This window comes from Microbacterium testaceum StLB037, assembly GCF_900104345.1.
Taxonomy (GTDB): domain Bacteria; phylum Actinomycetota; class Actinomycetes; order Actinomycetales; family Microbacteriaceae; genus Microbacterium; species Microbacterium testaceum_A.
This window is the reverse complement of sequence record NZ_FNJN01000002.1, coordinates 452,016-472,954: the sequence shown is the minus strand read 5'-3', so window position 1 is coordinate 472,954 and position 20,939 is coordinate 452,016. Positions and strand designations below refer to the sequence as shown.

General features: G+C 70.9%; 17 protein-coding genes and 1 pseudogene. 5 read left to right on the top strand and 13 right to left on the bottom strand.

Annotation, left to right across the window (positions count from 1 at the left end):
• Window positions 1-5: 5 nt before the first annotated feature.
• The 3 genes from BLS25_RS05550 to BLS25_RS05540 all read right to left on the bottom strand — a co-directional run bounded on the left by BLS25_RS05550 (window position 6) and on the right by BLS25_RS05540 (window position 3,748).
• Complete coding sequence (locus tag BLS25_RS05550) at window positions 6-1,379, bottom strand: cytochrome b/b6 domain-containing protein (protein WP_256335541.1); 1,374 nt, start codon at window positions 1,377-1,379, stop codon at window positions 6-8.
• Between the two features lie 615 nt (window positions 1,380-1,994).
• Window positions 1,995-2,972 carry an electron transfer flavoprotein subunit alpha/FixB family protein gene (locus tag BLS25_RS05545; protein WP_074694712.1) on the bottom strand — a complete coding sequence of 326 codons (978 nt, stop codon included), beginning with the start codon at window positions 2,970-2,972 and terminating at the stop codon, window positions 1,995-1,997.
• On the bottom strand, window positions 2,972-3,748 hold the full coding sequence (locus BLS25_RS05540) for an electron transfer flavoprotein subunit beta/FixA family protein (protein ID WP_074694711.1): 777 nt from the start codon (window positions 3,746-3,748) through the stop codon (window positions 2,972-2,974). The genes BLS25_RS05545 and BLS25_RS05540 overlap by 1 nt, the downstream gene beginning before the upstream one ends.
• A gap of 177 nt (window positions 3,749-3,925) precedes the next feature.
• On the opposite strand from BLS25_RS05540, the gene BLS25_RS05535 reads away from it, so the two are divergent.
• A complete protein-coding gene (locus BLS25_RS05535) occupies window positions 3,926-4,453 on the top strand; it encodes a MarR family winged helix-turn-helix transcriptional regulator (RefSeq protein ID WP_056224499.1) in 528 nt (175 codons plus the stop codon).
• 109 nt (window positions 4,454-4,562) lie between these two features.
• Here the strand turns inward: BLS25_RS05535 and BLS25_RS05530 are convergent, their stop codons facing one another.
• The 3 genes from BLS25_RS05530 to BLS25_RS05520 all read right to left on the bottom strand — a co-directional run bounded on the left by BLS25_RS05530 (window position 4,563) and on the right by BLS25_RS05520 (window position 7,562).
• Window positions 4,563-5,351: an enoyl-CoA hydratase-related protein gene (locus BLS25_RS05530; protein ID WP_056224502.1), complete on the bottom strand. Its 789-nt coding sequence runs from the start codon at window positions 5,349-5,351 to the stop codon at window positions 4,563-4,565.
• Window positions 5,352-5,568: 217 nt separating this feature from the next.
• Window positions 5,569-6,747 carry an acyl-CoA dehydrogenase family protein gene (locus BLS25_RS05525; protein WP_056224505.1) on the bottom strand — a complete coding sequence of 393 codons (1,179 nt, stop codon included), beginning with the start codon at window positions 6,745-6,747 and terminating at the stop codon, window positions 5,569-5,571.
• Window positions 6,748-6,827: 80 nt separating this feature from the next.
• Complete coding sequence (locus BLS25_RS05520) at window positions 6,828-7,562, bottom strand: VIT1/CCC1 transporter family protein (RefSeq protein ID WP_074694710.1); 735 nt, start codon at window positions 7,560-7,562, stop codon at window positions 6,828-6,830.
• A 150-nt stretch (window positions 7,563-7,712) separates the two neighbouring features.
• On the opposite strand from BLS25_RS05520, the gene BLS25_RS05515 reads away from it, so the two are divergent.
• Window positions 7,713-11,459 (top strand): choice-of-anchor I family protein, encoded by a 3,747-nt coding sequence (locus tag BLS25_RS05515; RefSeq protein ID WP_074694709.1) that lies wholly within the window; start codon window positions 7,713-7,715, stop codon window positions 11,457-11,459.
• A 109-nt stretch (window positions 11,460-11,568) separates the two neighbouring features.
• On the opposite strand, the gene BLS25_RS05510 is transcribed toward BLS25_RS05515, so the two are convergent.
• Window positions 11,569-12,300: a Type 1 glutamine amidotransferase-like domain-containing protein gene (locus BLS25_RS05510; protein WP_056224509.1), complete on the bottom strand. Its 732-nt coding sequence runs from the start codon at window positions 12,298-12,300 to the stop codon at window positions 11,569-11,571.
• Between the two features lie 108 nt (window positions 12,301-12,408).
• Here BLS25_RS05510 and BLS25_RS05505 point away from each other — a divergent pair, with 108 nt between their 5' ends.
• Complete coding sequence (locus tag BLS25_RS05505) at window positions 12,409-12,843, top strand: GNAT family N-acetyltransferase (RefSeq protein ID WP_074694823.1); 435 nt, start codon at window positions 12,409-12,411, stop codon at window positions 12,841-12,843.
• A 114-nt stretch (window positions 12,844-12,957) separates the two neighbouring features.
• Here the strand turns inward: BLS25_RS05505 and BLS25_RS05500 are convergent.
• The 5 genes and pseudogenes from BLS25_RS05500 to BLS25_RS05480 form a co-directional block, all read right to left on the bottom strand.
• Window positions 12,958-14,133 (bottom strand): annotated as a pseudogene (locus BLS25_RS05500) (thiolase family protein); the annotation flags it as partial.
• Window positions 14,133-15,317, bottom strand: a complete 1,185-nt coding sequence (locus tag BLS25_RS05495; RefSeq protein WP_074694708.1) for a bifunctional 2-methylcitrate synthase/citrate synthase — start codon at window positions 15,315-15,317, stop codon at window positions 14,133-14,135. The pseudogene BLS25_RS05500 and the gene BLS25_RS05495, both read right to left, overlap by 1 nt.
• Before the next feature lie 142 nt (window positions 15,318-15,459).
• The gene (prpB, locus tag BLS25_RS05490; protein ID WP_056224515.1) at window positions 15,460-16,359 is read right to left on the bottom strand and encodes a methylisocitrate lyase; all 900 of its coding nucleotides are present in this window, start codon (window positions 16,357-16,359) and stop codon (window positions 15,460-15,462) included.
• A gap of 178 nt (window positions 16,360-16,537) precedes the next feature.
• Window positions 16,538-18,064: an MmgE/PrpD family protein gene (locus BLS25_RS05485; protein WP_074694707.1), complete on the bottom strand. Its 1,527-nt coding sequence runs from the start codon at window positions 18,062-18,064 to the stop codon at window positions 16,538-16,540.
• Window positions 18,061-18,690: a GntR family transcriptional regulator gene (locus tag BLS25_RS05480; RefSeq protein ID WP_056224519.1), complete on the bottom strand. Its 630-nt coding sequence runs from the start codon at window positions 18,688-18,690 to the stop codon at window positions 18,061-18,063. Before BLS25_RS05480 ends, BLS25_RS05485 begins: the two co-directional genes overlap by 4 nt.
• A 144-nt stretch (window positions 18,691-18,834) precedes the next feature.
• Here BLS25_RS05480 and BLS25_RS05475 point away from each other — a divergent pair, with 144 nt between their 5' ends.
• Window positions 18,835-19,149 carry a YbjQ family protein gene (locus BLS25_RS05475; RefSeq protein WP_056224521.1) on the top strand — a complete coding sequence of 105 codons (315 nt, stop codon included), beginning with the start codon at window positions 18,835-18,837 and terminating at the stop codon, window positions 19,147-19,149.
• A 30-nt stretch (window positions 19,150-19,179) separates the two neighbouring features.
• Here BLS25_RS05475 and BLS25_RS05470 read toward each other — a convergent pair whose 3' ends face one another.
• Entirely contained in the window at window positions 19,180-19,755 is a 576-nt protein-coding gene (locus BLS25_RS05470) for a TetR/AcrR family transcriptional regulator (protein ID WP_235556908.1), read from the bottom strand.
• Window positions 19,756-19,868: 113 nt separating this feature from the next.
• On the opposite strand from BLS25_RS05470, the gene BLS25_RS05465 reads away from it, so the two are divergent.
• Entirely contained in the window at window positions 19,869-20,843 is a 975-nt protein-coding gene (locus BLS25_RS05465; RefSeq protein WP_074694706.1) for a zinc-binding dehydrogenase, read from the top strand.
• Window positions 20,844-20,939: the final 96 nt, after the last annotated feature.

Genomic DNA, 20,939 nt, shown 5'->3' with positions numbered 1-20,939 from the left:
CGGCCTCAGCGCTGCTTGACCTCGCCGAACAGGCGCGCGATCGGCACGAGCACCGCCGGCCGCGCCGCCACCCAGGCCGCGGCCATCACGACGAGCGAGGCGGCGAAGATCAGCAATCCGGTCGGGTCGCTCGTGTAGGCGGCGGGGTCTTCCGATCCGCGCGCGGCGTACATGTGGTTGAGGTTGCGCAGCGCCCCGGTGGCCAGCACGAGCGCGACGTGCACGACGATGAACGCGACGAAGAAAAGCATCGTGGGGAAGTGCACCTTGCGCGCCCACTCGGCTGGGTACAGCTTGTTGAGCCGCTCGGCGTCCTTGGGCCACACCCCCGACAGGCGCACGCCGCTGATGATCGCGAGGGGCGCGGCGACGAAGGTGATCGCGAAGTACGACAACTGCTGCAGGCTGTTGTAGTTCACCCACCCGTTCTCGGTCGGCCAGTCGAGAGAGGCGTACTGCAGGGCGGCCGACAGCGCGTGGGGGAAGACCTCCCACGACGTCGGCACGATCCGCATCCACTGCCCCGTCACGAACAGCAGCACGACGAAGACCACGCCGTTGGCGATCCATAGGATGTCGAGCGCCTGGTGGAACCACAGCGCCAGGCTGATCCGCCGCTTCTTGTTGTTCCGCGGCGACCAGAACGCCGCCGGTCGCTTCTCGCGCCGCACCTGCCACCCGGTGCGGATGATCAGCAGCAGGAAGAAGCTGTTGAGGAAGTGCGACCAGTTCAGCCAGGCCGGAAGACCCACGGGCGCCGACGCGGGCAGGTGGTACTCGCCGGGGAACGCCGCGAGGAACTCCCGCCCGGGCCCGATCGCGAGAACGAAGCGTGCGATCAGCACGGCGATGCCGACGAGAGCCAGCGCGAAGACACCGAGCACCGCGGTCGAGCCGAGCAGCTGCACGGGTGAGAAGTCGGCGAGCCGCGTCTTCGCCCCGGCACGCAGCGGGGCGGTCGGACGCTTCTGCGCGAGGGCGGGCGGCGTCGCGCGGTTGCGGGCCGCGGCTCCCGGCCAGACCGTTCGCGGAACGGTGAGGGGCGGGCGCGGGGATGCCACGGCGTCGTTCGCCGACGCGGCGGGGCTCACCTCGTGGTCGTCGATCGAAGCGGCGGACGCCGCCACCGTCTCGCCGGAACGCGCCGCCGTCCCGGCTTCCGCGCCGGAGTCGGTTCCGCTCACCGTCGCGGGCGCCGGCGTCTCGGCATCCGCTCCGGACTCGGGTGCGCTCACCGACGTCGCACGAGCGGGCTCGACGTCTCCGATTCCGGCGCGATTCTCCTCTTCGGCAGCGGCGGGCTGCGCGGCAGAGGGCGGAATGGCGGATGCCGGCGGCCAGGGCGCTCCGCCGGGCTCGCGCGGGAGTCCCCGACGCACGCCGGTCGACTCCTCGCCCACCGGGGTCGCGGAATCCGATCCAGGAGCGGACGCGTGGGCATTCCGGGCCTCGGGGGCGGATCCGCTCGCCGTCACGGGCGCCGGGGTGCCGGCATCCGCTCTCGAATCCGATCCACGCGGGATCGGGCGCGCGGGGTCGGTCGATCCTGTCCCGGCGCGATTCCCCGATGCTGATGCGGCACCGGGACGCTCCGCGATGGGCGGAACGGTGGATGCCGGGGGCCACGGCTCCCCGCCGGGCTCGCGCGGCAGCCCGCGCCGCACACTCCCCGCCGGAGAATCCGCCGCGGCCGGCGCAGGCGCGGTTGGCGCCCCGGCCGTCGGCGACCCGGGAGGGGGCGACGCCCCGGCCTCGGGCGAGGCAGGAGCGGCCGACGCAGAAGCAGGGGCTTCGGACGGCTGCACCGGATGCGCACCCACGGGCGCCTCGGGGGCGGATCCGTCGCGCGGACCCGCATCCGTCGCGCTCGCGACCGCATCCGTGCCCTCCGCCCCGTCGCCTACTGCGGGCGCGTCCGAGGCCGCGGGCGGCCAGGGCTCCCCGCCGGGGGTGCGCGGCAGCCCGCGTCGCGGGGTGCGGGGTGTGGACGCCATCTACTCTCGGGAGGACTTCTTCTGGGCGTCGAGCGCGCTGATGAGCTGCGGGACGACGGTGAACAGATCTCCGACGATACCGAAGTCGGCGATCTCGAAGATGGGGGCTTCCGGGTTCTTGTCGATCGCGACGATCGTGCGCGCGGTCTGCATGCCCGCGCGGTGCTGGATGGCCCCCGAGATGCCGAGCGCGACGTACAGCCGCGGCGACACCGTGACCCCGGTCTGCCCGACCTGGGCGGCGGCGGGCACGTAGCCCGCGTCGACCGCGGCCCGCGAGGCGCCGACCGCAGCACCGAGAACATCGGCGAGCTGCTCGACGAGCGCGAAGTCCTCGCGCGAACCCACGCCTCGACCGCCGGCGACGACCGCCGCGGCCCCGCGCAGTTCGGGACGCGACGAGGCGACGGCGGTCTCGGCGAACCCTTCGATGCGGGCGTGGGGAGTTCCGGATGCCGCGACCTCGAGGCTCTCGACCACGAGCGGTCGCGCGTCGAGACGTGCCTCGACGGAGCCGGGGCGGAGCGTGGCGGCGAGGGGGCCGAAGGTGGGAGCCCCGTCCACGGTGAAGGCCCCACCGAAGACCGCGTGATGGGCGACGACACCGAGGTCATCGCGGCCGACGCCGACGACGTCGGTGGCGAGGGGCATGCGCAGGCGCGCGGCCAGGCGCGCGAGCGTGTCGCGCGACTCGACGGCGTGCGAGGCGAGCACCAGATCGGGATTCTCTCTCGCCACCGCCGCGGCGAGCGCGTCGACGACCGGACCGGTCAGGGCGTCGGCGTCGGTGACGGCGGTGAGAACGCGCGTCGCGCCGAGCGCGGCCGCCTCGGACGACGCCTTCTCGAGGGAGTCGGCGGTCGAGCCGACCAGAGCGACGGGGTCTCCGACGGTCGCGGCGGCGGCGAGCAAGCCCGGAGCGGAGGCGGCCAGCGCTCCGCCGGGCAGCACCTCGAGCAGCACGAGAGCGGTGGCCATCACGCCACCCCCTCGGCCACGAGGAAGGCCGCGAGTCTCTCGCCCGCGTCTCCCTCGTCCACGATCTTCGTGCCGGACGCGCGCGGCGGCCTCTCGGCGACGGAGAGCATGATGTACCGCGCGACCGCGGGATCCTCGACCTCGACGCCGAGTTCGGCGGCATCCAGGGTCTCGTACGGCTTCTTCTTGGCCGCCATGATTCCCTTGAAGGTCGTGAACCGCCCCTCGGGCATCGCCTCGGTGATCGACACGACGGCCGGAAGTTCGGCGGACACTCGCATGGTGCCGGCGTCGCTCACGCGATCGCCCGACACTGCGGTGTCGGAGACGTCGAGACTCGACAGGGCCGTGAGCTGCGCCACGCCCAGCATCTCCGCGACCATCGCCGGCAGCACGCCCCCTCCCCCGTCGGTCGACAGGTTGCCCGCGATGACCAGATCGAATCCGGTGCGCCGGATGGCCGCAGCGAGCACCTCGGCGGTGAGCACGAGGTCGGCGCCGCGCAGGCTGTCATCGGCGACGTGCACCGCCGAGGTGGCCCCCATCGCGAGGGCCTTGCGCACGGACGCGGTCGCCGAGGCGGGCCCCATGGTCAGCACGACGACTTCGGTGCCGGCGTGCGCGTCGGCGTAGGCGAGGGCGGCCTCGACGGCCCGCTCGTCGATCTCGTCGAGCACGGCGGCAGCGCCCGCGCGGTCGGTCAGCCCGGTCTCGAGGTCGAGCCGGCGCTCACCCCAGGTGTCGGGCACTTCTTTGATCAGGACCACGATCTTCATCGACGGGGCTCCTTCGGTGAGGGGGCGGATGCCGCGACCCCGCGGCAACGGGAGAGTTCAGGGCGCGTGGTGGTCGGTGGCTCCAGCCGCGAACGCCAGGTCCCCGAGCCCGTCGAAGCGACCGGATGCCGCGTACCCGAGCCGCGCGAGCGGTACCGTGAATCGCGAGGAGGACCGATGACGCGACGACTGCCTGTCGACCCGATCGCCGAGGCGAAGCGCCAGTGGCTCGCGCACGGCTGGCACGACGCCGCCGACGGCATGACCGTGGTGACCTCGGTGATCCGCGCGCACCAGCTGTTGATGGCGGCGATCGACCGCGCGCTCAAGCCCTTCGACCTGTCGTTCTCGCGCTTCGAGATGCTGCGGCTGCTCGCCTTCACGCGAGAGGGGCGGATGCCGATGGCCAGCGCCATCGCGCGCCTGCAGGTGCATCCGACGAGCGTCACGAACACGGTCGAGCGGCTCGCTCGCGACGGGTACGTGACGCGCGAGCCGCATCCGACCGACGGCCGCGCGGCGCTGCTCGCGCTGACCGACGAGGGGCGGAAGCGAGTCGATGAGGCCACGGACGCGCTCAACATCGTGTTCGCCGACCTCGGCCTCGACGACGACGACGCGACGGCGCTCGTGCGGATCATCGCGCGCTTCCGCAAGGGTGCGGGCGACTTCGCCGACCCGGCTCCCGTGCCCGATCCGCTCTGAGCCGGCGCGATCCCTGGCGCCGCGCTCCGCGATGCGCGCGGGCGGGCGGACGACAGCGCACCGCCGCGGGCGTTCTCACCCGTGACTCGCTCCCGCCACCCGCGCCCGCTCATCGGTGCGTGAACGACGGCGCGCGCTTCTCGCGGAACGCCGCCATCCCCTCTTTCTGATCGGCGGTGTCGAACAGGGCCGCGAAGGCCTGGCGCTCGAACCGCACGCCCTCGGCGAGGGTCGACTCCAGGGCGACGTCGAGCGCCGCCTTCGCCGCGTACAGCGCGGGCAGCGGCTTCTCGGCGATCGTCTGCGCGACCTTCTCGGCCTCATCGAGCAGGTCGGCGGACGGCACGATGCGCGAGACGAGACCCGCCCGTTCGGCCTCGGCGGCGTCGATCATGCGGCCGGTCAGCACGAGCTCGGCGGCCTTGTAGTACCCCAGGGCGCGCACGAGTCGTTGCGTGCCGCCCATGCCCGGGATCACGCCCAACTGCACCTCGGGCTGGCCGAACCTCGCCCGATCCGAGGCCAGGATTACGTCGCACATGAGGGCGAGCTCGCATCCGCCGCCGAGGGCATACCCCGACACCGCGGCGATCACCGGAGTGCGCACGGCGGCGAACCGTGACCACGCGCCGAAGTGGTCGGTGAGCATCATGTCGAGACCCGACTTCTGCTCCATCTCTTTGATGTCGGCGCCCGCGGCGAAGGCCTTCTCGCTGCCGGTCACCACGATCGCCCCGACACCGTCATCGGCGTCGAAGGCTTCGGCGGCGGCGACCACGTCGCGCATCGACTGCGTGTTGAGGGCGTTCAGCGCCTCGGGCCGGTCGAGGAAGATCCACCCCACGCGCCCCCGCTGCTCGACGCGGATCGTCTCGTATCCGGCATCCGGCTCGGTCATGGTGACTCCCGTCGTCTCGAGTGATGGTCGCAGCGGTTTCGCCCGCCCTCGAATGCTCGCACGCCCCACCGACATCGATCGAGGGTCTTGCCGCGGCGCGTCGGCGTCGGCGCTGTCCGCGGTGGCGTCGGCCGGGTTCGGGGCGGATCCTGCCGTTCGGGGCAGGGAATTCACGCCCCGAGTGACGGAATCCGCCCCGAACCGAACACGGCGCACCTCACGCGGCGAGGACGCTGCGGCCGACGATGAGCCGCATGATCTCGTTGGTCCCCTCGAGGATCTGGTGCACGCGCAGATCGCGCACGACCTTCTCGATGCCGTAGTCCTGCAGGTAGCCGTAGCCGCCGTGCAGCTGCAGCGATTCGTTGGCGACGCGGAAGCCGACGTCGGTCGCGAACCTCTTCGCCATGGCGCACCGGGTCGCGGCATCCGGAGCCTTCGCATCGAGCGCGGTCGCCGCATCGCGCACGAGCAGTCGCGCGGCTTCGAGCTCGGTCGCCATGTCGGCCACCGCGAACACGACCGATTGCTTCTCGGCGAGGGCTTCGCCGAACGTGAAGCGCTCGTGCACGTAGGAGATCGCACGGTCGAGCGCCCAGCGCGCCCCGCCGATCGAGCACGTGGCGATGTTGAGGCGGCCGCCGTTGAGGGCGTTCATCGCGATCGAGAAGCCGCGCCCCTCACCGCCGAGCAGATTCTCGGCGGAAACGCGCACCTCGTCGAGGATCACGGGGCGGGTGGGCTGAGCGTTCCACCCCATCTTCTTCTCGTTCGGTCCGAACGACAGCCCCTTGGCGTCGGCGGGAACGATGAAGGCGCTGATCCCGCGTGCTCCGGGCTCCCCGGTCCGCGCCATGACGACGTAGACCGACGCCTCGCCGGCGCCCGAGATGAACTGCTTGACCCCCGTCAGCACGTAGGTCTCGCCGTGCCGGATGGCCGAGGTGGCGATGGCCGCGGCATCCGACCCGGCACCCGGTTCGGTGAGGCAGTAGGCGCCGAGGTCTTCCATGGCCACCAGCGACGGCAGCCACCGCTCGCGCTGCTCGGCGGTGCCGTACGTGTCGATCATCCACGCCACCATGTTGTGGATCGTGATGTAGGCCGTGACCGTCGGGTCGCCGTAGGCGAGCTCCTCGAAGATCGCCACCGCGTCGGCACGCGACAGCCCGGCGCCGCCCACGTCGTCGTTGACGTAGACGCCGCCGAGACCCAGTTCCCCCGCGCGGCGCAGCACGTCGCGGGGGAAGTGCTTCTCGGCATCCCATTCGAGGGTGTGCGGGGCGAACTCGGTCGCGGCGAAGTCGCGCACGGCGTCGAGGATGGCGTCGCGCTCGTCGGAACTCAGGGTGCCGGTCGACGGGGCGTCGAGCGCGGGAGCAGGGGTGGTGTCCATGCGGCTCTCCTTCGGAAGGCGACGGCGTCGTCGCTCCCCTCAGATTAGCTGGACGTCCTACTAATTGATAGAGGTACCGACTACGAGGCGGAGACCCCGAACAACGCACCGACCGCGTAGGTCGCGGCGAGCGCGAGCGCCCCGCCGATCACCGTGCGCAGCACCGCCCGCCCGCGCCGCGCCCCACCGAGCACGGCGGCGACGTAGCCCGTGATCGCGAGCGCGATGAGCACGGCGACGAAGGTGAGCGGAACGCGGATCTCGACCGGCGCGAGCAGGATCGTCGCGAGCGGCAAGAGGGCGCCGATGGTGAAGGCGACCGCCGACGCGAAGGCCGCGGCCCACGGGCTCACGACGTCTTCGGCGTCGATGTTCAACTCGACCGAGAGGTGGGCCTTGAGGGCGTCGGCTGCCGTGAGCTCGTTCGCCACGCGCGTCGCGGTGTCGCGAGACAGACCCTGCGCCTCGTACATGCCCACGAGCTCGGCGAGCTCGGCCTCGGGATCTTCGGCGAGCTCGCGCTTCTCTTTCTGAATGAGGGCGTGCTCGCTGTCGCGCTGGCTCGACACGGAGACGTACTCACCGAGCGCCATCGAGATGGCGCCACCGACGAGGGCGGCGAGACCCGCGACGAGCACCGGACCGGTGTCGCTCGTGGCGCCCGCGACACCGACAACGACCGCGGCGGTCGAGACGATGCCGTCGTTGGCGCCGAGCACGCCGGCGCGCAGCCAGTTGAGTCGTTGGGAGAGTCCCTGGCGGTGGGGCTCATCGGGGTGCGCGCCGGGGGCGGCCGCCGAGACGTTCTCACTCATGCGACGAGGGTAAGACCGCCCGGAGGCATCGGGGACCCACGTCGGCGCGTTCCCTCCCCGTTCACCGGGTCGTCACGAACTGCAGGCAAAATCCACAAGATCGCGCCGCCCGCGCGGGTCGTTCCCCCACCCGAACCCGAGGACACAGCCATGCCTTCGACCTTCCTCCGCCGCGCCGCCGCGTTCACCGCGACGACCGCGGCGGTGTGCGCGCTCGCCCTGTCGAGCGCCACCGCGGCCTCCGCCGCGATCGTCCCCCAGCCCGTCTCGAACAGCGCCGCCGGTGCCGCCCTGTCGGTCACTCCGGTCGGCTCCTACGACACCGGCGTCTACAAGGAATCCGCGGCCGAGATCGTCCAGGCCTACCGCGACCGCCTCTTCGTCGTCAACGCGCAAGCCGGTACCGTGACGGTGCTCGACAACAGCGACCCCAAGAAGCCGGTCAAGCTGTTCGACATCTCCTCGAACGGTGTCGCCAACTCGGTCGCGGTCCGCGACGACGGCCTCGGCGTCATCGCCTTCGAGGCGACCACGAAGACCGACCCCGGTCACCTCGTCTTCTTCGACGCCAACAAGACGGATGCCGCGAGCGCGAAGCTCGGCGAGGTCACCGTCGGCGCTCTTCCCGACATGGTGACCTTCTCGAAGGACGGCTCCTACGCCGTCGTCGCCAACGAGGGCGAGCCGGCGGCGAACTTCTCGGTCGACCCCGAGGGCTCGGTCAGCGTCATCGCGCTGTCGTCCGCGCTCTCTGCCCCCGCGCAGAGCGCCGTCAAGACGGCGGGCTTCCGCGCCTTCGAGCCCGGCGGGAGCAAGACGCTCGACTCCAAGGTTCGCGTGTTCGGCCCCGACGTCGCCGCCCCGAACCAGGGTGCCGAGCCCCTGTCGACCAACCGCGTCTCGCGCAACCTCGAGCCGGAGTACATCACGACCGACGGCACCGTGGCCTACGTCACCCTGCAGGAGAACAACGCCGTCGCGACGGTGGATCTCACGAAGGCCGAGGTGACCGGCATCCTGCCCCTCGGCTACAAGGACTGGGGCACCGTCGGACTCGACCCGAGCGACAAGGACGGCGCGAACATCCGCACCGTCGCGGGCCTGAAGGGCCTGTACATGCCGGACGGGATCGCGTCGTACTCGGCGACCACCAACGGCAAGGCGGCGACGTACCTCGTCACCGCGAACGAGGGCGACGGCCGCGAGTGGGGCACGTTCACCGACGAGGCCCGCATCAAGGACCTCGGCAAGAACGGCCTCGGCGCGGTCTGCGCCACCTCACCGCTGGCCGGCCGCTCGGCCGACACCGACCTCGGTCGGCTGAAGGTCGTGACCGACCTCGGCAAGACCGCCGACGGCTGCTACAGCGAGCTCTACGCCTACGGCGGCCGCTCGTTCTCGATCTGGGACACCAAGGGTGCGCTCGTCTTCGACTCGGGCGACCAGTTCGAGCAGAAGCTCAAAGAGGTCGCCCCGCAGCTGTTCAACGTCTCGAACGACAACAACACCGTCGACGACCGCAGCGACGACAAGGGCCCCGAGCCCGAGAACGTCACGATCGGCGTGGTCGACGGTCGCACCTACGCCTTCATCGGCCTCGAGCGCGCGGGCGGCGTGATGGTCTACGACATCACCGACCCGACCACGGCGACGTACGTCACCTACGTCAACAACCGCAACGCCGCAGCCGACGTCAAGACGGCCGCCGCCGGAGACCTCGGCCCCGAGGGCATCGCCTTCGTGTCGGCCCTGCGTTCGCCGACCGGCGTGCCGCTGCTGGTCACCGGCAACGAGGTCTCGGGCACCACCACCGTGTTCGAGGTCCGCCCGACGCAGCCGAAGACGCCCGACCTGCAGATCCTCACGATCAATGACTTCCACGGGCGCCTGCTCCAGGAGACCGGGGGCGTCGCGGGCGCAGGCGTGCTCGCGGGGGCGGTCGAGAAGTACCGCCAGCAGAACCCGAACACGCTGTTCGTGTCGGCGGGTGACAACATCGGCGCGAGCGCCTTCGAGTCGTTCATCGACCAGGACACCCCGACGATCGAAGCCCTCCGGGCCGCGACGCTCGATGTCAGCGCGGTGGGCAACCACGAGTTCGACCGCGGCTTCGCCGACCTCACCGGACGAGTCATCCAGAAGTACGAGGCCGATCCGAACGCAGATGCCTTCAGCGACTTCGCCCTCGGGGCCAGCGTCTACAACAAGGGCACGAAGACCCCCGCTCTGAAGCCGTACACGATCAAGCAGGTCGGCAACACGAAGGTCGCGTTCGTCGGCACCGTGACGCCCCAGACCGCGGGCATGGTCGACCCGTCGAAGATCACCACGATCGAGTTCGGTGACGAGACCGAGGCCATCAACCGCGAGGCGAAGAACGCCCGCGCGGCGGGTGCCGACATCGTCATCGTCCTGGTTCACGACGGCTCCGAGAGCACGGACTGCACCACGATCGCCACCGAGACGACCGACTTCGGCGCCGTCGTCCGCGGCGCCTCGGCCGATGTGAACGCGATCGTCTCGGCGCACACGCACCAGAAGTACTCGTGCACCATCGGCGGTCGCTCGGTCATCCAGACCGGCTCGTACGGCACGAACCTCGGCACGCTCGACATCGATCTGAATGCCGACGGCACGCTCGCCTCGATCACGCCCGGTGTGCGCGCGCTGCTCGACCCCGCGGTGACGCAGTACATCGCCTATCCGCAGGCGGCGACGGCGAAGATCGTGGCCGAGGCCAAGGCCACCGCCGAGACGAAGGGCAAGGTCGAGGTCGGCACCATCACCGCCGACATCACCCGCGCGAAGAACGGCTCCGGAGGTGAAGACCGCGGCGCGTACTCCACCCTCGGCAACACCGTGGCCGACGTCTACCTCTGGGCCACGAGCGAGAACCCCTCATTCAACGGACAGGACGCACAGATCGCGTTCATGAACCCCGGCGGCCTGCGCGCCGACCTGCTTTACGGTTCCGACAACGGTTCGGTCTCGTACCGCGAGGCGGCGAACGTGCAGCCCTTCGGCAACACCCTCGTGACGCTCTCGCTCACGGGGGCCCAGCTGAAGCAGGTGCTCGAGCAGCAGTGGCAGCCCTCGGGTGCCGCGCGACCGGTTCTCGCGCTCGGCGTCTCGAAGGGCTTCACCTTCGAATACGACCCGAACGCCGCCGCCGGCTCACACATCACGTCGGTCCAGCTGAACGGAAAGGCGATCGACGAAAAGGCGTCCTACCGCGTCGTGACCAACTCGTTCCTGGCGGCCGGCGGCGACAACTTCACCGCCTTCGCACAGGGCACGAGCAAGGCCGACTCCGGTCAGATCGACCTGCAGGCCACCGTCGACTTCTTCACCGCGAAGAAGAGCATCGCCCCGTCGCCGCTGGGTCGGGCCTACCTGACCGGCACGAAGCCCGTCGACGAGGGAACTGCCACGCCGACGCCGACCCCGACCCCGACCCCGACGACGAGCCCCACGGGTCAGCCCGGCGGCACCCCGACGTCGTCGCCGTCGACCTCGGTCACGGTGAGTGCGAGCGCGACCCGCGTCGAGCAGGGCGGATCGTTCACGGTCACCGTCTCGGGGCTGAACGCGGGCGAGCAGCTGACGGCCACGCTGAACAGCACGCCGATCGTCATCACCGGCATCCCGGCCGCCGATGCCTCGGGCACGGTGACCTTCCGGGTGGGCGTACCCGCGGCTCTCGAGCCCGGCGCGCACACGGTCGTCATCGCGCGCGCCGACGGCACCGTGCTCCCCGCGCTCACGATCCAGGTCGCCCGCGCGGGCACTCTCGCCGCGACCGGGGCACAGGGCCCCTGGGGCATCGCCCTCGCGGGCGGCATGCTCGTGGTCGCGGGCGGTCTCGCCTTCGCACTGCGCCGACGTCGCGCGGTCTGACGCTGGACAGCGGAACGGCCCTCACCCGATGGGGTGGGGGCCGTTCCCCTTCGCGTGAGGGGTCAGATAGTGTCGCCCGGACGCGCGGGAGGCGACGCTTATCGACCCCTCACGCGGGTGAGACGTCTGTGCGGAGCACCTGGACGTGCACTCCGGATGCCGCGGACTCGACGCGCCAGACCTGCCCACTGCCCCGGACGGCCGGGGCCGCCTGCGCCGACATCACCAGGGCCGTGTGCTCGTCGATCGCCACGCCCTCGGCGACGAGCCCCGCGTCGATCGCGGCCACGAGGCGCGACACGGTCCCCCACTGGGCGGCGTGCACGTCGACGGCGAAGTCCAGAAGCCCCAGGCCCGGGCGCACCTCGACCTCCTCGAGCTCTTCGGCCGCGTCCTCCGAGCCGACCTCGACTCCGCGCACGCGGTATCCGCCGACGAGCGCGGGCCCGGCGGCGATCGCCGATCCGGCCGAGAACCCCGCGTACGGGACTCCCTCGCGGACGCGGTCGGTCACGGCATCCCGGATCTTTTCGAATGCGTCCAGGTACGCCGGAGTCAGGCCGCCGCCCACGATCAGAGCATCGGCCTCGAGCGCCGCGGCCGCGAAGACCTCACCCTCGACGATCGACTCGACGCGGATCTCCGCCGCTGCCGCGCCCGCGCTCTCGAGCATCGCCGTGAAGCGCGCGACCGACGAATCGTCGTCGGCTTCGAGCACGAGCAGCAGCGCGATCTCGGGCGCGCGATCCGCGGCTCGCTGTCGCGCCTCGGCGACGAAAGGACGCAGAAGCTCGCCGCAGCGCGCGACATCGCGCCCGCCGCCCAGAAGGAACACGCTCATACGACCAGTATCCCGGGGCCGCGCCGCGCGTGAGTCGCCAGAATGTGTCGCTTCAACCGGCCCGCCGGCGACAGAATCTGGCGACTCACGCGGTTCTAGGCTTCAGGGGTGGAGTTTCGCCTGCGCCCGGCCGTCGCCGGTGACATCGAGTGGCTCGTCGAGCTGCGCGCCGAGGTGCTGCGCGCCGACCTCGAACGCCTCGGCCGCTTCGACGAACATCGCGTGCGCCAGCGCCTGCGCGACGGCTTCCACCCGGAGCGGACGCGCATCATCGTCGTCGACAGGGCGGATGCCGGCTCCATCACGGTCCGGCCCGACGGAGCGAGCCGCTGGATCGAGCACTTCTACCTGGCATCCGCGCTGCAGGGTCGCGGCGTCGGCGGCGCCGTGCTGGCACAGGTGCTGGCCGAACCGCACGACGGCCCGACGCGCCTGAACGTGCTGCAGGGCAGCCCCGCCCGCCGCCTCTACGAGCGTGCCGGCTTCTCTCTCGACTCCGAAGACGAGGTCGACGTGTTCCTGTCCCTCACGCCTCCCGCGTGAGGGGTCGGACCGAACCCGCACCCCGCGTGAGGGGTCGTTTCCTGTCGCCTGGAGCGCGGCCAGGCGACACTTTCTGACCCCTCGCGCGAGCGCGCGAGCGCCCGCCCCGGGTCGGTACCGCCGCAACAGCGCCGCGAGGGCCTGACCGCCGCCGATGCACATCGTCACGACCGCGTACTCGAGGTCGCGGCGCTGCAGGTCGAGGGCCGCGCGCACGGTGAGGATCGCGCCCGTCGCGCCGACCGGGTGGCCGAGCGCGATCGCCCCGCCGTACGGGTTCACCTTCTCGGGGTCGAGGCCGCCGTCGCGGATCACCGCGACCGCTTGAGCTGCGAAGGCCTCGTTCAGTTCGATCACGTCGACGTCGGCGGGGGTGAGCCCCGTCTGCTCCCACAGCCGCTGCAGGGCGATGATCGGGGCGTAGCCCATGATCTCGGGGTCGACGCCCGCGGTGGTCACGGCCTCGAGGGTCGCGAGGCCCGTCAGCCCGCGCTCGCGCACGTCGTCCTCGCGCATCAGCACGGTCGCCGCAGCCCCGTCGTTGATGCCCGAGGAGTTGCCCGCCGTGACCGAGCCGTCCTTCTCGAACGCGGGCCGAAGCCCCGCCAAGGCTTCCATGGTCGTCCCCGGCCGCGGGTGCTCGTCGACCGAGACCTCGATCGGCTTCCGGCCACCGGTGGTCACGGGCACGATCTCTTCCGAGAAGGCCGCGCGCGCGGCATCCGTCGCAGCTCTCCGCTGACTCTCGACGGCGAAAGCGTCCTGCTCTTCTCGAGAGACGGAGAATCGGGATGCCACGACCTCGGCCGTCGTCCCCATGTGCCGGCCGCTGAACGGGTCGGTGAGGATCGCGAGCGTGCCGTCGAGCAGCGTCCGGTCGCCGAGGCGGGAGTTGCCCCGCGCGCCGTACTCGAGGAAGGGCGTGCGCGACATGCTCTCGTCGCCCCCGGCCACGGCGACGTCGATGCCGCCCCACCGCAGTTCTTGAGCCGCCGACCAGATGGCTTGCAGGCCCGAGCCGCAGAGGCGGTTCACCGTGAAAGCGGGCACGCGCGTGGGCAGTCCCGCGGCGAGCGCGACGCGACGCGCGTTGTAGGCGTCGGGGCCGTTCTGGGCGATGCAACCCATGACGACCTCGTCGACGTCGTCTTTCGCGACGCCAGCGCGACGCAGGGCCTCCGAGACCGCGACCGCACCGAGCTCGTACGCGTCGACGCCCGACAGGGCGCCGCCGAACGACCCGATGGGCGTGCGCGCTCCCGAGACGAGGACGATCTTCGGCGCCGACATCAGCCCGCTGCTTCCTCGGGGCGTGCCTGGGCCTCGAGGTCATCGGCATCCGGAACGTAGCCCTCGATGTGCCGTTCGTCGGCACCGACGTACTCCGACAGCGGCCGGATCAGCGCGTTCGAGGCCTGCTGCTCGCGGATGTGCGCGGTCCAGCCCGTCACGCGCGCCGCGACGAACAGCGGGGTGAAGGTCAGGGTGTCGAAGCCCATCAGGTCGTACGCGGGCCCCGAGGGGTAGTCGAGGTTCGGGTAGATGCCCTTGCGCTCGACGAACTGCGACTCGAGGGCGTCGTAGAGGGCGGCGACGTCGGGGCGGTCGTAGTGCTCCACCAGGGTGTCGAGCGCGGCCTTCATCGTGGGAACGCGCGAGTCGCCGCGCTTGTAGACGCGGTGGCCGAAGCCCATGATCTTGCGCTTCTCGGCGAGGGCGGTGTCGAGCCAGGGTCCGACGTTCTCGGCCGAGCCGATCTCGGTGAACACGTGCAACACGGCCTCGTTGGCCCCGCCGTGCAGCGGGCCCTTCAACGCTCCGATCGCACCGACCACCGCCGAGTACAGGTCGCTGAGCGTCGAGGCGATGACGCGGGCGGTGAAGGTCGAGGCGTTGAAGGAGTGCTCGGCGTAGAGGGTCATCGAGCGGTTGAACGCGTCGACGACGACCTCGTCCGCCTCCTCGCCGAACGTCATCCACAGGAAGTTCGCCGCGTAGTCGAGGTCGTCCCGCGGTTCGATGAGCTCTTCGCCGCGGCGGCGGCGCTGGCCGTACGCGACCACGGCCGGCAGCTGCGCCCACAGGCGGATGCTGCGCTCGAGGTTCTCTTCGGGGGTGCCCACGGCATCCATCACGTTCGAGATCCCGGCCGTCTCGCGAGCACCGATGACGCTGACGGCGGTGCGCACCTCGTCCATCGGGTGGGCGCTCGTGGGCAGCAGGTCGATCGCGGCGCGGACGTCGTCGGTCAACGCCCGGTGCGCTCGCTCGGTCTTTCGCAGGTCGGCGAGCTGCGCGGCATCCGGAAGCTCTCCGTTCCACAGTAGAAACGCCACCGCCTCGAACGACTGCGTGGCCGCGAGCTCCTGCACGGGGTAGCCCCGGTACAGCAGGCTGTTCGTTTCGGGGTTCACCTTGCTGACGGCGGTCTCGTCGACCGTGACCCCGGCGAGGCCCTTCTTGATGTCGGTCATCGTCTCTCCCTTGAGTCGTGTGCAGTGTTCGTACGGGGGCTCATGTCCCGATTTCGGTTGTCTGAGCCCTGCCCAGACGACCACTTTTGGGACATGGTTTGCGCATTTCGGGACATGGTCACCTCACTGGCCCTGCGGGGCCTCAGCGTTCGACGGTGAAGTCGAACACGTCGGCGTCGAAGCGGGTGTAGCCCTCGTAGTCGATGAGGTCGTAGAGGTCGGCGCGGTGCTGCATCTGTCCGAGCTGCTCTCGCAGATGACCCTCGGATGCCAGGGCGTCGAGGCCCCGACCCGCTTCGCCCATCGCGAGGCGCAGCAGCGAGACCGGCCAGATGACGAGGTTCACGCCGGCGTCGCGCAGCTGCTGCGTCGAGAACAGCTCGCTCTTTCCGAACTCGGTCATGTTCGCGAGGATCGGCACCTCGAGCGCCGAGCGCATCGCCTCGAACTCGCCGAGGTCGCGCATCGCCTCGGGGAAGATCGCGTCGGCGCCGGCGTCGACCAGGGCCTTCGCGCGGTCGATCGCGGCATCGAGCCCCTCGACGGCGCGCACGTCGGTGCGGGCCATGATGAGGAAGTCGGGGTCGCGCCGGGCGTCGACCGCCGCGCGGATGCGCTTGATCGCCGTGTCGGCGTCGACCACGCTTTTGCCGTCGAGGTGACCGCAGCGCTTCGGGTTGACCTGGTCTTCGATGTGGGTGCCCGCGAGCCCCGCGTCTTCGAGCGTCTGGATCGTGCGTGCGACGTTCATCGGCTCGCCGAACCCGGTGTCGGCGTCGATGATCGCGGGCAGCTCCGTCATGCGGGCGATCTGCTGTCCGCGACCGGCGACCTCGGTGAGCGTGGTCAGTCCGATGTCGGGCAGGCCCAGGTCGGCCGAGATGACAGCGCCCGAGATGTAGACGCCCTCGAAGCCCTTGCGCTCGATGAGTCGAGCCGACAGCGGGTTGAAGGCTCCCGGCATCCGGACGAGTTCTCCGGATGCCAGCTTCTCGCGCAGCGCGCGACGCTTCTGCTGAGCGGTGGTCTGGGCGTACAGCATCAGTTCTCTCCCGTACTCCGTGCGAAACTCCTGAAAAACCGTGCCGCAACGGGCGGGCTTCCGCGGAACCGTGCGCGTCGGGGCCCGTTGACTACACGAGAGTCAGGAGTTTCGCACGACGCGGAACGCGCCTCCACCGGCGGCTCAGGCTTCTCTGGCGCGCACCCGCCGACGCGCATCAGAACAGCCCCTTCGGCGCGGGTGCCAGCGCCAGCACGCCCGGCTTCGCGACGATCGAGAGCTGCATGACCTCGGCCGGGGTCAGCTCGGGCAGGCGCTGCACGAGCTCGAGGAAGCGCTCGATCTCGTCGGGCAGCAGCACGGGCTCGGCGAGCAGGCGGAACTTGCGCACGTAGTCCTCGCGGGCGAACGGCCGCGCGCCGAGCGGGTGGGCGTCGGCGACGGCGATCTCGTCCTCCACGATCGACCCGTCGGTCAGCGTGATGACGACGCGGCCGCCGAACGCCTTCTCGTGGGGGTCTTCGGAGTGGTAGCGGCGCGTCCACTCCGCGTCTTCGGCCGTGGTGACCTTGTGCCACAGCTCGACGGTGTCGGCACGGCCCGCGCGCTCAGGGGTGTACGAGTCGACGTGGTGCCACGCGCCGTCCTGCAGGGCGACGGCGAAGATGTACGGGATCGAATGGTCGAGCGTCTCGCGCGAGGCGGTCGGATCGTACTTCTGCGGGTCGTTCGCCCCCGAACCGATCACGTAGTGCGTGTGGTGGCTCGTGTGCAGGACAACGGATGCCACGTTGGCGGGGTCCCGCAGTTCCGGGCGCTCGGTGCCGAGGCGTCGGGCGAGGTCGATCCACGCCTGCGCCTGGTACTCGGCGGAGTGCTCCTTCGTGTACGAGTCGAGGATGCCGCGCTTGCTCTCGCCCTCGGCGGGCAGGGGCACGTCGTACGAGGCGTCGGGGCCGTCGAGCATCCAGGCGATCACGCCGTCTTCGCCTTCGTAGATGGGCGAGGGGCTCGTCTCGCCGCGCATCGCGCGGTCGACGGCCTCGATCGCCATCTTGCCGGCGAAGGCGGGGGCATGCGCCTTCCACGTCGAGATCTCTCCCTTGCGCGACTGGCGCGTGGCGGTGGTGACGTGAAGGGCCTGGCCGATCGCCTGGTAGATCGTCTCCTGGTCCAGGTCGAGCAGGGTGCCGATGCCGGCTGCGGCGGCGGGTCCGAGGTGCGCGACGTGGTCGATCTTGTGCCTGTGCAACGAGATCGCGCGCACGAGGTCGATCTGGATCTCGTAGGCCGTGGCGAGGGCGCGCACGAGGGCGGCGCCGTCGCGACCGGTGTGCTGGGCGACGGCCAGTACGGGCGGAATGTTGTCGCCGGGGTGCGAGTAGTCCGCGGCGAGGAAGGTGTCGTGGTAGTCGAGCTCGCGCACGGCCACGCCGTTGGCCCAGGCCGCCCACTCGGGGCTGGAGTGCCGCTCGAGCGCGCAGCCGAACACCGTCGCGCCCGCTCCGCCGATCGACACGGCGTGATCCAGCGCCTGCTGGCGCGCCGCGCTCACGGGCTGACGCGTGAGCGAGGCTGCGGCGACCGCGGCGTTGTCGATGAGGCGGTTGACGATCATCTCGGTCACGTCGTCGTCGACGGCCACCGGGTCGACCGCGACGCGCGCGAGCGCCCAGGCGAGCTGGCCCTCGCGGGCGAGGTTCTCGTCGCTGCGGTGCACGCGCACGTGGTGGGTGATCGTCATGAGGGGTCCTCCGTGAGGGCTTCGAGGATGGTGGTGAGGGCATTGTGCAGGTGCACGTGGGTGGCGTGGGCGGCGAGTTCGGGGTCGCCGGCGCCGATCGCTCTCGCGATCAGTTCATGCTCCCCGGTCGATGCCGAGAGGCGAAGGGGGTTGTCTCGCGCCATGCGTCGCACCCGTACGAGATGAGTACGGACGCTCCGCAGCGCGGCGGAGAGATAGGCGTTGTCGACGGCGTCGTCGATCGCGGAGTCGAAGCGGGCGATGAGGGCGTAGTACGCGTCGGCGTCCGCGGTGTCGACGCCGGCGAACTCGGTCGCGAGTTCGAGGAAGGCGGCGCGGTCACCGCGCCGGGCCGCCAGGCGTGCCGCCTCGGTCTCGAGCGCGCGCCGCAGATCGAAGAGGGAGCGGATGTCGTCGACGTCGATGCCGGCGACGACGGTCACGCGGGCCGATGCTTGAGCGACGAGACCATCGGATGCCAACCGGCGCAGCGCCTCGCGAAGCGGGGTGCGACTGACGCCGAGCCGGGTGGACTGGTCGACCTCGCCCAACACGGTGCCCGGCGAAAGCACCCCCGTCTGGATCTCGTCGAGGAGCGTCGCGTACGCGCGTTCACTCGCTCGCATGCTGCCCCCTCGCCGTCATCCCTCCAGTGTATGCATTCCGCGCCCCGAAAGGCGAAAACGCTACCATGGACGCGTCTTAGGTATACACAAAGTGGTTCCGCGCACCCCCTCGCGCACCGCTAGATCACCTGACACACTGAGCGCATGCTCGTCACGACCATGAACGATGTCCCCGGCCGTCAGATCGTCGAAGTGTACGGCGAAGTGACCGGCCTCACCGTGCGCGCCCGCAACATCGGGGTGCAGTTCGGCGCCGGCCTCAAATCGATCTTCGGCGGCGAGCTGCAGGGTCTCACCCAGCAGCTGCAGGAGAGCCGCGACGAGGCGAAGCAGCGTCTCGTCGAGGCGGCCCAGGCCGTCGGCGCCGACGCGGTGATCGCGATGCGCTTCGACACGAGCGAGGTGGCGCAGAACTTCCAAGAGGTCGTCGCCTACGGCACGGCCGTCAAGCTGGGCTGACCCGACCTTCGAGTGGACGCCGCGGCGGGATCAGCTCCGCCCCCACGACTCCAGGGTCGAGGGGATGGATGCCAACGTCCCCAGCGCCGCGTCGCGATCCGCGCGGGCGAGGGTGAGGCCGGCCACCACGAGCGAGGCGCAGACCGCGGCGAGCGCGTCCACGGCATCCGGGGTCAGGTCGGGGCGACGGTCGGCGACCGCCGAGCGGATCGCGGCGCGCATCTCGGCCGCGTAGTCCGAGACGAGCGTGCGCACCTCGGCGTCCTCGCTCGCGAGGGGCGAGGAGCCGGCGTTGAGCAGTAGGCATCCCAGGCGAGCGCGCGGGGCGTCGGCTTCGATGGCCGAACGCATGTCGTCGACGTAGGCCTCGAGGGCGCCGGGGTCACCTCCGCCCAGTGGGCGCAGGCGCGTGCGGACCACATCGTCGAGGTAGGCCGAGAGGACAGCGTCGAAGAGTCCGCGCTTGCTACCGAAGGCGTTGTACAGGCTCGAGCGGGTCAGCCCCGTGGCGTCCTCGAGCTCGGCGATGCCCGTCTCGGCGTACCCGCGCCGCCAGAACACGTCGCGCGCGGCGTCGACGACGGCGGAGCGATCGAAGCTCGGCATCCGGCCCATGTTCTTCCTCCGCCTTTCGGCTGTCCAGCGTCGTCCGGGTTGCATTCACAGGCCCGAGGTCTATATTAGACCAGTCGTTACAAAATAACCACAGGAGGCATTCCATGCGCGCAGTCATCCACCACGAGTTCGGCGAGCCGGCCGACGTCCTCGGCGTCGAAGAGGTCGAGACCCCGACCCCCGGCCCCGGCGAGGTGCGCCTGCGCGTGCTGCTGTCGCCCATCCACAACCACGACCTGTGGACCATCCGCGGCACCTACGGCTTCAAGCCCGAGCTGCCCGCCCGCGCCGGCACGGAAGCCGTCGGCGTCATCGAAGAGCTCGGCGAGGGCGTCGAGAACCTGGCCGTCGGCGAGCGCGTCGCCACCGGCGGCACCTTCGGCGTCTGGGCCGAGCAGGTCGTCACCAAGGCCGCGGGCCTCATCCCCGTCGCCGAGGGCCTGAGCGACGAGGTCGCCTCGCAGCTCGTCTCGATGCCGTTCAGTGCCATCAGCCTGCTGCACTCGCTCGACCTGAAGGCCGGCGACTGGATCGTGCAGAACACCGCCAACGGTGCCGTCGGCCGCATGGTCGCGCAGATCGCCAAGGCCCGCGGCGTCAACGTCGTCGGTCTCGTGCGCCGCCAGAGCGCCGTCGAGGAGCTCGCCGCCCAGGGCATCGACAACGTCGTGTCGACCGACGCCGACGACTGGCGCGAGCAGGCTCTCGCCCTCGTCGGCGACGGCACGGTCGTCGCGGGCGTCGACTCGGTCGGCGGCCCCGCGGCCGGCCAGGTGCTGTCGCTGCTGAGCGAGAACGGCACGCTCGTGATCTTCGGATCGATGGGCGCCGGCAAGCTCGAACTCGGCGCCGGAGACCTCATCTTCCGCCAGGCCACCGTGAAGGGCTTCTGGGGCAGTGTCGTCAGCAAGACGATGGATGCCGAGACCCGCGGCGCCCTGTTCGGCGAGCTGTCGCGCTACCTCGCCGACGGCACCCTGACGCTCCCGGTCGCGGCCACCTTCGGTCTCGACGACATCGTCGAGGCCGTCACCGCGAGCGACGCGCCCCGCGTCGGCAAGATCCTGCTGCGTCCGTGACGTCCCGGGCCCGCGGTGCCGCTCTTGCGCGGCGCCGCGGGCCCGGTGTCCGCCGCGCTTCGCGTGCAGAACTCCGGAGATCCGCACGCCGACGGC